Consider the following 12,692-nt stretch of genomic DNA (forward strand, 5'->3'; position numbering starts at 1 on the left):
ATTCCGCCGTTACCAAAATATTTCTCAATTTGGATTCTTCGCTGATCTATCGATGTGGTAAACGACCAGATCATCTATTGGCGAACGTATGATCTTACCTACTTCCATTTCATAGCGTTTAGCTGTTTCTTCTAAAACATTACGGAAATTATAGGCTACAGAACCGATACAGTTAAATGTATGTTTCTGGTAATCAGGATATTTGCTTACTAAATTCTTGAAAAAAGTGTCAAATGCCTCTTCTACTATGCCACGTGTATACTCTATATTGACGTTGTTATCATATACAAATTTGCTGAAACTGGCACAGAACCGGTTTGCCAGAGGTTTTGTATAAACATTATCCATGATTTCATCCGGAGTTAGTTTATATGTTTCGAAAAACAATTTTTCAACTGCTTCTGGCATTAGTCCTCGGATATAATCCGTTAACAGTTTCTTTCCAATGTAACTTCCGCTCCCTTCATCTCCTAATATATACGCGGCGGAATCAATGTTGTGTGTTATTTTCTCCCCATCATATACACACGTATTTGTTCCTGTGCCCAAAATTGCGGCGAAACCAGGTTGATCTGCCAATAACGCGCGTGCGGCGGCCAGCAAGTCATGGCCGATTTCTACTTTGGCATTAGGGAATACCTTTTGCATAGCCATTTCTACGATTTCCGCTTTCTCTTCGTTATGTACACCTGCTCCGTAATAATTTACTTCGGTAATTTTTTCCAAAGGCAAATCACTGGGCAGCCCCTTTTTTAACGAGTTAACAATATATTCACTGTCGACAAAATAGGGGTTGTAACCCTCTGTGTTGAAGTATATCTTTTTGTTTGAGTCATCTAACAAACACCAGTTTGTTTTTGTCGATCCTCCGTCCGCAATGATTATCATTATAGATTTGGTTTTATTGTGTTATGTTTTTGTTGCTAATTTAATTTTCTACTAATGCTTGCCCGAAAATACGTGTTTCTGTTTAAAAACAAGAATTTTAAATAGTAAAAAAATAAACCAATCAAAAAACGGAATGCTTTTTTTTGATAAAAAAGCTATTTAATGTGCTGTTAAGGCCGTTTTGTTCTGTTTTAACTTTTTTTGATGCTTAGTGTATTTTGTACAATATGTTTCGTGTAATTTGGGGGAATATCGTTTTCATTTAGCCGCTTAAAACAATTTTGGATTACGAACGTTATAGTAAGGATTGTTCGGGAATTATGGTATCCCAGTTCGATAGGGACAGATGGTTTCAAAAAAATATTTTACAAATTTTATTTGAATATACAAATGTTATGTTATTTTTGTGCCAATTCTCAGATTTATCCTAGAGAGGGTTGAATAGCATGTGTTACTAAATTTAATTTAGTAGAACAGTTATGGTGTCTCTGTCATATTTTTAGCACATCTAGAAAAATAATGGAATAGCATTTGCTAAAAATATAATTTGGATGAATTCAAAAAAGTAAAATCCTATATCTCATAGTAAAAAGTTAATGGATATTAATGCACTAAACACCAAACTCGTGTCAGAGTTACGCGAGATTGCAAAAGTACTGGGCATCACTGATGCCGATAAATTGCGTAAACAGGAATTAATTGACCGTATCACTGTTATAGCGAAGCAATCTGTCGAAGAGGAAAGTCCAGAAAAGAAAGCAGCAGAGATTCCTGTTGCAGAAAGAACAAGGAAGCGTGTCCGGACATTAAAAACGGAACCTGTAGCAGTAACCAAGCGGACATCGTTGACGGATTCATCAAAAACAGATGAAGGTTCCGTAACTGAAGCTCCTTCCGATGCTAACGTAGCAAACGAAAAAGAAGCCATTGCTGCCCCTAAAGCAGAGGCACCATCTCCGGTTCTTCCGACAGATTTCGATAATGTTATTGTTAACGAAGGTGTATTGGAAATTATGCCAGATGGTTATGGTTTTCTACGCTCGTCAGATTATAACTATTTAACATCTCCAGATGATATTTATGTTTCGCAATCGCAGATTAAACTATTTGGATTAAAAACGGGTGACAATGTACGCGGTTCTATCCGCCCACCAAAAGAAGGAGAAAAATATTTTCCGTTGGTTCGGGTAGAGTCGATCAACGGTCAAAACCCTGCAGAAATTAGGGATCGGGTACCGTTTGATTATCTGACACCGTTGTTTCCAGATGAGAAACTGAACCTGGACTTGGGTACAGGAAACTATTCTACACGTATTATGGACTTGTTTACCCCTATCGGTAAAGGTCAGCGTGGACTGATTGTGGCACAACCAAAAACAGGTAAAACGAATCTATTAAAAGAAGTCGCTAATGCGATAGCAAAAAATCATCCGGAAGTATACCTTATCATCTTACTGATTGATGAACGTCCGGAAGAGGTGACTGATATGGCAAGAAATGTACGCGCTGAAGTGATTTCGTCTACTTTTGATGAACCAGCAGATCGCCATGTGAAAATTGCTAATATTGTCTTGGAGAAAGCAAAGCGAATGGTAGAATGTGGACATGATGTGGTCATTCTATTGGATTCCATTACGCGTTTGGCTCGTGCTTATAATACGGTTGCCCCTGCTTCTGGGAAAATCCTATCGGGTGGGGTGGATGCAAATGCGCTACACAGACCAAAACGTTTCTTCGGAGCGGCGCGTAATATCGAGAAAGGCGGGTCATTGACTATATTGGCAACAGCTTTGACAGATACGGGTTCCAAAATGGATGATGTCATTTTCGAAGAATTTAAAGGTACAGGTAATATGGAACTTCAGCTTGATCGTAAATTGGCTAATAAACGTATTTTCCCAGCGATTGATTTGACAGCTTCCAGTACGCGTCGTGACGACCTATTGGTAGACCGTGATACATTGCAACGGATGTGGGTACTGCGCAATCACTTAGCAGACATGAATTCTACGGAAGCAATGGAATTCTTGTTGACCCAAATGCGTGGAACTAAATCAAATGAAGAGTTTTTAATTAGCATGAATAGCTAATTCCTTTGATATTTTCTATTTTTAAGCCATCCTTTGCACGCAAGGGGTGGCTTTAATTTTTTGTAACTGTGAAAAAACATATACCAAATACCTTGACTTGTTTCAACCTTTTCAGTGGTTGTGTCGGTATCTTATTTGTATTAAAAGGGGAGTTTCTGTTGGCGTTCTACTGCGTTCTTGCCTCAGGCGTATTTGATTTCTTTGATGGAATGGTGGCGCGCCTGCTTCATGTTAAATCGGATATTGGAAGAGAATTAGACTCTTTAGCCGATGTAATAAGCTTTGGGTTTCTGCCAGGAGCGGTACTGTATAAATTATTAGAGATGTCTACAGGTCATACTTACCTGCCATATTTGGGTTTCATTGTTACCGCATTTTCGGCGTTGAGATTGGCGAAATTTAATATTGATGAACGACAGACATCAGAATTTATAGGACTTAATACACCAATGAACACGTTCTTTATCATGTCTCTGCCCTTTATTGGTGTTGCGTATCCAACTTGGGTATATCAACCTTGGGTATTGCTTACGATAGTGGCGGTGGTTAGTTTTCTTTTGGTGTCCGAAATCCGTCTATTCAGCATGAAGCTATCTTCGCTGGAATGGGGCGAAAATAAATTTAAATATATTTTTTTATTTATCAGTATTGTCCTTTTATTCACACTTCGGTTTTTGGCTTTACCATTTATTTTGCTTACTTATTTCATTTTCTCACAACTGCATTTTATTTTACAGAAACGGCAGGATAAATCGTAGTTAACATTCGGGGATTTTACGTATGCTGTTTGTAGTCGGCAATTTCCTGTAATAGTGTGTGTATCTCCCTTTCGATATCCATAAATAGGGTATGGATATGAGGAATTTCGGTGCCATTTTTCCCTGCGTATTCTAATTGTTGCAATTTCTCGCGTAAAGCCTGCGCGCCAATATATTCCATTGTCGGCTTTATATGGTGTGCCTTATTCGCTATTTCGATATGTACCTCCGATGTGACTGCTTCCTTTAACGCTAGTAAATCATTAGGGATCTGTTCTTGATAGAGACCGAGAAATTGTAAGACCAACTCTTTGTTGTTCATTAAGGTTTCTTGGATAACCAACGGATTAATCAATCTATATTGCATTGTCGTTGTCGTTTGGGTTATAAAGATGTACGTCAAGACTATCTTCGCATTGTGTTAATAGGTCTATTGTTGTTAGGCCTAATTTAGGATGTGTGAAAGAAGGTGCGATTTCAGAAAGGGGTACCAATACAAACCTTCGATCCGGTAGATATGGATGCGGAACAACTAAACGTTCGTGTTGAATACAGTCGTGATTAAAATACAAAATATCGATATCTATTACGCGAGCACCCCATTTCGATAGTCGTACACGACCCAGATTATTTTCAATTGTCTGGATAGTGTCTAGGATATCCAACGGTGGAAGCGAGGTAGATACTAATGCTACTTGATTAAGAAATGTAGGCTGATCCGTTACACCCCAGGCTTCGGATTCGTAAAGCGATGAACAAACCTCTATCTTTCCCACCTGGCTTTCAATTTTCTCGAGAGCCTTTGCTAATTGCGTAGCGGGATTACCCAAATTTGCACCTAATAACAAAAACACCTTATTCATTGCTTAAAGATAAAGCTAATCTATTTAAATTTCGAATTCTTCAAAAGAAACCTCTAAATTAGAGGAAAAAACATAGAATAGTTATGAGGTCTTTTTTTAAATACGTTTTAGCAACCGTTACAGGAACGATTATCGTTTTTGCTATTATATTGATCGTGCTGATTGGGTTTATCACCGCGACGATCAGTAGTATGGGGTCGAAAGAGGAGGTGTATGTTCCTTCCAATGCCGTGCTTTATGTTTCGTTAAATCATCATATTCCGGAACGCACATCATCGAACCCTTGGGAGAGTATGAATTTGCCCGGCTACGGAGAAATGAAATCGTTAGGGTTAAACGATATTCTTTCGCGTATCGCAGCAGCAAAAGAAGACAGCCGGATAAAAGGGATATATCTTAGTCCTACGTATGTCAATGTCGGTATGGCCAGTTTGCGAGAAATTAGGGACGCACTGGTTGATTTTAAATCGTCAGGTAAATTTATTGTAGCGCATAGCGATATCTATACACAAAAAGCGTATTATCTCGCATCGGTAGCAGACGAAATTTATATGAATCCTGAAGGTTCTTTAGAATTTAAAGGACTTTCCGCCTCTGTCATGTTTATGAAAGAAGCGTTGGATAAATTGGGGGTGGAGATGCAAGTAGTCAAGGTGGGTACCTATAAATCGGCCGTTGAACCTTTTATCTTAAACGAAATGAGTAACGCCAACAGGGAACAATTGACAGCCTATTTGGAGAGTATGTATAGTACATTTCTGGAGAATGTGTCAGATGGCAGACAAATTCCCACAGATACATTGAAGGATATTGCGAATAATTTTTTGATAAGAAATGCAGACGATGCTTTGCATTATAAATTTATTGATGGCAAATGCTATAAAGACGAGGTGCTTACGAAGCTGAAAGAACGTTTGGATATAGAAGAAAAAAAAGACATTCCTGCAGTTTCCTTATTGGATTACAACAAAGAAGAAAATACCAACACAAAAGGGGATCGTGTAGCGGTGTTATATGCATATGGTGATATCGTTGATGGTGAGGGTATGGAGGGTAATATCGGCGGGGATAAACTTTCTCGAGAGCTTCGAAAATTACGCCGTGATGATCGTGTAAAAGCGGTGGTATTACGCGTGAATTCACCCGGTGGTTCGGCGTTGGCATCGGACATTATCGCCCGTGAAGTAGCATTAACAAAGAAAGTGAAGCCTATCACGGTATCTATGGGGGACTATGCCGCCTCTGGCGGATACTATATTTCTACCATGGCAGATTCTATTTTTGCAGAAAAGGAAACACTTACAGGTTCTATAGGTGTATTTGGCCTGATTCCTAATATGCAAGGGTTGCTTAATAATAAACTAGGGATACATGTGGATGAAGTCAAAACCGGTAAATTTGCCGATTTGATGACTTCTGTGGATCGACCGCTGACAGAAGAAGAAAAGGCTATCATACAAGCCGAAGTGAATCGGATTTACGATACATTTACAACTAAAGTGGCAGAAGGACGAAATATGGACGTGTCTGCCGTAGATAGTATTGGGCAGGGGAGAGTATGGACGGGAAGTCAAGCATTGGATCGTGGATTGGTAGATGGTATCGGAAATCTTGACCGTGCTATACAGGCAGCGGCAGCAAAGGCGAAGTTGAAAGAATATCGAATTATGTATTATCCGACACTTAAAGACCCGTTTGCTTCGTTATTAGGGACTTCTAAAGAACGTATACGGATGTGGATGTTGGGTGAAGAACTGGGCGAATACAGACAGCATATCGAACAACTTCGTACGGTATTAAAGTCATCCGGTATACAAGCTCGTATCCCGTATAGGATTGAAATTAGATAAATACGTGTAAGTATTCTTACTTTTTTCTATATTTAGCCCACGGTTTAAACCGTGAACTATAATGCGTAAACAAAAATATATATATGAAAACTATTGATGATTTAAATTTCTCAGGGAAGAAGACGTTAATTCGCGTGGATTTTAATGTGCCTTTGGATGAGGATTTTAATATAACGGATGATAATCGTATTCAAGGTGCAGCTCCTACCATCAAAAAGATTTTGGCGGATGGCGGTGCTGTCATACTCATGTCTCATTTGGGACGCCCAAAAGAAGGACCTACTGACAAATATTCATTAAAGCATATTGTTGGACATTTATCAAAAGTATTAGGTGTCGATGTGAAGTTTGCAAATGATTGCATAGGCGAGGAAGCTATTCAGAAAAGTGCGGAACTAAAGGACGGAGAAGTGCTTCTTTTGGAAAACTTACGTTTTTATAAAGAAGAAGAAAAGGGAGATGTTGGTTTTGCAGAGAAGCTGGCAAAATTAGGTGATGTATATGTGAATGACGCTTTTGGTACAGCACATCGTGCGCATGCCTCTACCGCCATTATTGCGCAATTTTTCCCTAACAAAAAATATGCTGGCTATTTGATGGCGGCGGAAATTAACAATGCAGAGAAAGTATTAAATAAGCCGGAGCGTCCTTTTACGGCTATCATGGGAGGAGCAAAAGTTTCCGACAAAATTCAGTTGATCGAAGCGCTATTGGATAAAGTGGATAACTTGGTCATCGGTGGTGGAATGGCGTATACCTTTGTCAAAGCCCGTGGAGGAGAGATTGGAAAGTCCTTAGTGGAATTAGATAAATTGGATTTAGCCAATGAACTTGTAAAAAAGGCCGATGAAAAAGGGGTGAATTTGGTACTTCCTACGGATGCGCAAATAGCGGATAAATTTGCAAATGATGCAGATACCTACAATGGGCCTAATGATCAAATTCCTGCTGATAGGGAGGGATTGGATATCGGGTCGGAATCTTCGGCACATTTTGCAGAAGTGATTAGCGCTTCTAATACCTTATTGTGGAACGGACCAATGGGGGTTTTTGAATTTGATACGTTTGCTAAGGGTACGAAAGCGGTAGCTGATGCAGTAGTAAAAGCTACAGAGCGCGGCGCATTTTCACTTATCGGCGGCGGTGATTCTGCTGCTGCTGTATCTAAATTCGGTATGACTGAGCATGTCAGCTACGTCAGTACAGGCGGTGGTGCTTTATTGGAGTATATGGAAGGTAAAGTGTTACCGGGCGTGAAAGCTTTAGAAGACTAACAATAACATATATTATAATGAAAATAGGGCAGGCTTATTAGTCTGCCCTATTGTATTATATTGTTATTCCTCGTTTAATAACTGTAACTGATCCCAAACGTAGGGACAATTTTATTGCCAGCTGTATTATCATTGATATAGGTGAGTTTTGCGGCTACGTTGATGTCAGGTAATACATAACGGAATACATTGAAGTCAGCAGATACCCCCACTCCAAAACTTTTTGGAGCCAAGTCTTCATCTATATTTTGAAAATCAGAAAATAGCAAGCCTTGGAGGCGTTTAACATAGGCAATAGAGCCTATGCTCCAATCGGGATAAAAAAGGGGTAATCGATAGTTTGCCATAGCGGTGTTGTTAACAAACGGTGAATTGAAATGTCCCCATCCTGAAACCATTGGGATATCATACGATCCTCGATAAATACCGTTGTTCTGTTGTACGGCAAACCGTAGCTGTAGACTGTGATTAGTCCACAGGCCGGGGAAATAGAAGTTTGTACGTAAGGCTAATACTTCACCGGCTGCATCAGGCTCGAAAGGGAGGTGACGGTAAGTAAGGCTGATATTTTGCCCCCAGCGCGGTGCTAGATCCATAGTGCTTCGCATACTATTTCTATTCATATATACCTGATAATTCAATGGAAAAGCAATAACATTATTGAAGTTCTGTAGCGCTAGACTGGTATTGTAGCGTTTTGTATAAGATGTGCCGAAATTAACACCATAACTGTATACGATATTGCGCCGGTATACGGATAGGGGAATAGACATTTCAAAGGTTGCATGGTGGTCGCGGTAATCAAACATCACGATATTGCTGGGGTTGTTTCCAGATACAGCATTGCCTACCATCCCTCTATTCACATATCGCGCAGTGAATGTCGGAAAATAACGCTTATAAGAAACTTCTGCAGAATAGTGGCTTTTTGATATATCAGGATCAAACTCATAGCCGAGCTTAACCTGCGTGGTATTTAATATGTCATTTGATAACCAAAATATACCCGGAATGTAATTATCAAAACTTTCAAAGTTAGACCCGCTAATGGATAAACTGTGAAAATTAATTAAATGCGCATTAGGATTATATTTTTTAACAGTGATGGGAGAGACCGGTTCGTTCGATAAACTGTCTCTTTGTATGTTTTCCAATGTGGGAGAGACATAGGGGAGACGGATGGGAGCAAGTTGCCCGATCGTGGCAGGAGTGATCTCTTTCTGTGCAAGTTTGTACCCGTTGTGTTGATAATCGTTATACAACAGTAGCCCATTAGGGGCGATAGATGGGTTAAATCCACCATACGCAGCATTTGTCAATTTGTGTTGCCCTGCAACCCTATTAAACAAATAAATGTTATCAATACCGTCGTTGTGCCCTTTAAAAATAATTTCATCATGATAATAAAAAGGGCGTTCCAATTGCTGATTCCCCCATTGAAGAAGGAAATCATACGCTTTCGTCATGAGGTTAAATTCCATTAAATTTGTTCCTTGTTCTGCAACGGCGATAGCTATAATTTTTTCACCGGAATCATTATATTTTGGTTGTTGTATATGTATTCCATCGGGAATGGCAATACTATCCCGTATAGAGCCCGTTTTTGAATCGAGCACGATCAATTTGCTTATATTTTCGGGATTTACTTCCACAACGACTATTTCATCACGAACTGGGTGAAATGCGGGGGAGTAATAACGGGATGCTTTCGTAAGCGTCTTGGTGCGTCCGGTTTCTATATTATATACATTGATTATATTGTAGGTTTGTTTGCCAAATCGAGCATGTTTGCGATATTCATCCCATACAAGTTCATCGTTTCGTAGATGAAAGTATGGTGTTATCTGTCGACCGGTTTTTACAATGCTAATTTCATTTCCCACACTATCCAGACGCTTGATTTCATTGACCGCAGTAGGGGAGGATTTGAGTATGTACAATTCTTGGTTATCATTCATTTGCGGTAATAAATAATCACTAGGATACCGGCTGCCTTTCGTCGTTATGTTCGGCGTATCGGGTGCAACAGGAGATTCTTGTTCCCATTTTGTTGTTAATTCCGCGATGGTGTTGTCAAAGATTTCGGTTGGCTTTTCGTTCGAAACCTGCTTGACTGCTCGCCGGAAATTAAATGGGCGGAGTAATTTTCCACGCATATCTGCCAGTATTTTCTCGTGACTGTCGATGCCATGATGATTGGTTAAATAGCTACTCATAAAGAATCCAATCGTGTAATAAGATGGAACATTATCCCTAAAAGAACCTAATACATATTTATTGAAGTCATATGATTTTCCTGAAAGGATATTGGCACGTATCGGCATTTCCCAAGAAGGTAATCTGCCTCGTCCGCCATTGCTGTAAATTGTTTCGACTTGTACCGCATCCCCTTCAAAATACCAAGCAGGCAAGTTCAATCCATAGAGGGCGAAGGCGAGTTGTTCGAAAAAAGGGGCTTTCAGCTTTCCTGTCAATTTGTCAAATTGGGCTACATGTCGAAGTTCGTGTAGTGCTAGGTTCGGAAGCCATTCTTGATTATCAGCAGTAGAAGAGGGGATAGGAAACATCTCAGATTTTCGAGGAGCAAGTTGTACAAAACCATTTTGCAAAAGATGGTTCCCTTGTAAAACTAATGTTATTTTAGGAGGGGATGTCTTTAAATTCTTGCGGCTTTCCTCTTGTGTTTTTGGAAGCTGTCTGGCTAATTTTTTTGCTGCATTTTCAAAAGTGCTAGGAAAAATCAGACGGAAATTTTCGGTATCTATTTGACGCCATTTTACGGACGAATGTGCTTGATCATCATCAATAATCTGACTTTTTAATTCTTGTGAATTTATTAGTGATATTAATAATGTTAATATACTGATATATAGTTTTTTATTCATTTATATTTGTTGGATAATATCTTATTGCTAATATTGTTAGTTAATTATTGCTTTTTTACATGAATTGTATATTTCGTTAAATTTTATATTGTATTGATATTAAATATAGTATACTATTTATATTATCGTATTTTTATATTGAAATATAGCATATTTTTCATCCAGTTATTAACTGACAATGATGTTGAAAATACATATTTGCGTGTTTGGCGTAGTCTTTATATTTCCTTTGCAAGATAGGATAAAATTGTTAAATTTCCTTCTTGTCGCACGTCGTTTTTGTCGACGTTGAAATATGCATTATCGTAAGGTAGAAAAGATACAATTAAAAATATCATCACCGAGTTTATGGGATAATCGAATCTGGAGGAGGTGTTCCTATTCCAATGACAATCGTTGCTTCCTCGGATGGTCTTCTTTGATAATTATGGTTCGTTTATTTTATCGATGCGGTATAAATCTATGACTATTGGATTGGTGACATGTTGTCATTTTTTTGGAGTAGCACGTGTAAGGTAACAAACAGTTGTGCTTCGTTTTTGTTAGATAAGATGAATAATCTAGGCGACACTTTGGTACCTACCGAAGATGGACGATTCCACTCAAAAAAAGTATTAGTTATTTACAATTAAAAAGGCGACTTTTGCTGCGACAAAAATAATTGATACCAATGTAGGATTTATAAAATAGGAGAGCTTATGGAAGAATTAGAAATGCAGATAGAGCTTGTGGAAAATTGGATCGAGTCCGGTGATATCGCCCAACTGCAAGATTTTCTAAACGAGCAGAACATTTCTGACGTTGAAGAACTAATCGACAGTCTTCCAGAACATGCCGCCCTATTTATAGAAACGCTTAATATAAACCGAGCTGCCCGCGTTTTTGGTATTTTGGATTTTCCTACACAAGAGAGGGTATTCAAAAAATTATCAGCAAATAAAGCCCGCGAGCTGATTAACGAAATGCCTCCCGATGATCGTACATCCTTTTTTAGCGAATTGAAAGGTGACGTCGTCAAGCATCTTATCATCATGCTTTCTCCAGACGAACGGAAAGAAGCATTGTCTCTCCTAGGTTATCCCGAAGATAGTGTGGGGCGTTTAATGACGCCCGATTATATTACCGTGAAGCCTCACTGGACGATCACTCGGGTGTTAGACCACGTAAGACGCTATGGGAATGCATCGGAGACGATTGACGTACTATATGTTATCGATAGTGACGGTCGCTTGATGGATGACCTTCGTATTCGGGATATTCTAATTTCAGATCCAGATACAAAGGTCGAAGATCTAATCGACAGCAGGTTAATATCTTTGCATGCTGACGACCCACAAGAGGAAGCTGTCAACGTGTTCCGGATGAATAACCGAGTCGCTCTTCCGGTCGTGGACGAGCAGGATATTATGCTGGGTATCGTGACCATAGATGATATCCTTTGGGTAGCTAACGAAGAATATACCGAAGATATGCAACGTATCGGGGGTACGGAGGCATTAGATGAACCTTATTTGGATGTCTCTATCTTCCATTTAGTAAAAAAGCGTGGGGGGTGGCTTATTGTGCTTTTCCTGGGGCAATTGTTAACAGCATCGGTTATAGAGCATTTTGAAGGACAATTGGAAAAGGCTGTTTTTTTGATGGCACTGATGCCGCTGATTATGTCGAGTGGTGGAAATAGTGGTTCCCAAGCATCCACGTTGATTATTCAGGCGATGGCTATGGGAGAGGTCACGTTGATGGATTGGTGGCGTGTCATGAAACGCGAGATACTTTCAGGACTGTTCCTGGGGCTAATACTGGGTGCTTTAGGATTTGCCCGTATTGCGGGATGGGAAGCTTTTGCCCATGCCTATGGCGAATATTGGGTTTTGGTCGGTATTGTAGTCAGTTTATCTTTGGTTGGGGTGGTCATGTGGGGTTCGTTGACCGGTTCGATGCTGCCTTTTATTCTGCGCCGTTGTGGTGCAGATCCGGCAAGCTCTTCGGCACCATTTGTCTCGACATTGGTAGATGTCACGGGCTTGATTATCTATTTCACGATTGCCACGCTGATACTGGGGGGCGTACTTCTGTAGCTGTAA

9 protein-coding genes are annotated in these 12,692 nt (G+C 39.6%); 5 read left to right on the forward strand and 4 right to left on the reverse strand.

Annotated elements, in window-relative coordinates; translation table 11 throughout:
• Nucleotides 1–24: 24 nt before the first annotated feature.
• The gene (locus EWE74_RS00175) at nt 25–888 is read right to left on the reverse strand and encodes an N-acetylglucosamine kinase (RefSeq protein WP_130139533.1); all 864 of its coding nucleotides are present in this window, start codon (nt 886–888) and stop codon (nt 25–27) included.
• A 596-nt stretch (nt 889–1,484) separates the two neighbouring features.
• Between EWE74_RS00175 and rho the strand changes: the two genes are divergently transcribed.
• The gene (gene rho / locus EWE74_RS00180; RefSeq protein WP_130139534.1) at nt 1,485–2,978 is read left to right on the forward strand and encodes a transcription termination factor Rho; all 1,494 of its coding nucleotides are present in this window, start codon (nt 1,485–1,487) and stop codon (nt 2,976–2,978) included.
• A 68-nt stretch (nt 2,979–3,046) separates the two neighbouring features.
• Nucleotides 3,047–3,736, forward strand: coding sequence for a CDP-diacylglycerol--serine O-phosphatidyltransferase (gene pssA / locus EWE74_RS00185; RefSeq protein ID WP_130139535.1), 690 nt, complete (start codon nt 3,047–3,049; stop codon nt 3,734–3,736).
• A 16-nt stretch (nt 3,737–3,752) separates the two neighbouring features.
• Here the strand turns inward: pssA and EWE74_RS00190 are convergent, their stop codons facing one another.
• Together EWE74_RS00190 and folK are read right to left on the reverse strand one after the other, a co-directional pair.
• A complete protein-coding gene (locus tag EWE74_RS00190; RefSeq protein ID WP_130139536.1) occupies nt 3,753–4,103 on the reverse strand; it encodes an Hpt domain-containing protein in 351 nt (116 codons plus the stop codon).
• Nucleotides 4,093–4,599 carry a 2-amino-4-hydroxy-6-hydroxymethyldihydropteridine diphosphokinase gene (folK, locus tag EWE74_RS00195; RefSeq protein ID WP_130139537.1) on the reverse strand — a complete coding sequence of 169 codons (507 nt, stop codon included), beginning with the start codon at nt 4,597–4,599 and terminating at the stop codon, nt 4,093–4,095. The genes EWE74_RS00190 and folK overlap by 11 nt, the downstream gene beginning before the upstream one ends.
• 83 nt (nt 4,600–4,682) lie before the next feature.
• On the opposite strand from folK, the gene sppA reads away from it, so the two are divergent.
• Both sppA and EWE74_RS00205 read left to right on the forward strand, forming a co-directional pair.
• Entirely contained in the window at nt 4,683–6,449 is a 1,767-nt protein-coding gene (gene sppA / locus EWE74_RS00200) for a signal peptide peptidase SppA (RefSeq protein WP_130139538.1), read from the forward strand.
• 83 nt (nt 6,450–6,532) lie between these two features.
• Nucleotides 6,533–7,723 carry a phosphoglycerate kinase gene (locus EWE74_RS00205; RefSeq protein WP_130139539.1) on the forward strand — a complete coding sequence of 397 codons (1,191 nt, stop codon included), beginning with the start codon at nt 6,533–6,535 and terminating at the stop codon, nt 7,721–7,723.
• A gap of 74 nt (nt 7,724–7,797) precedes the next feature.
• Here the strand turns inward: EWE74_RS00205 and EWE74_RS00210 are convergent, their stop codons facing one another.
• Nucleotides 7,798–10,608, reverse strand: coding sequence for a hypothetical protein (locus EWE74_RS00210; RefSeq protein ID WP_130139540.1), 2,811 nt, complete (start codon nt 10,606–10,608; stop codon nt 7,798–7,800).
• Nucleotides 10,609–11,306: 698 nt separating this feature from the next.
• Here EWE74_RS00210 and mgtE point away from each other — a divergent pair.
• On the forward strand, nt 11,307–12,686 hold the full coding sequence (gene mgtE / locus EWE74_RS00215) for a magnesium transporter (RefSeq protein ID WP_130139541.1): 1,380 nt from the start codon (nt 11,307–11,309) through the stop codon (nt 12,684–12,686).
• Nucleotides 12,687–12,692 lie beyond the last annotated feature (6 nt).

It is taken from the genome of Sphingobacterium corticibacterium (assembly GCF_004208525.1).
GTDB classification, from domain to species: domain Bacteria; phylum Bacteroidota; class Bacteroidia; order Sphingobacteriales; family Sphingobacteriaceae; genus Sphingobacterium; species Sphingobacterium corticibacterium.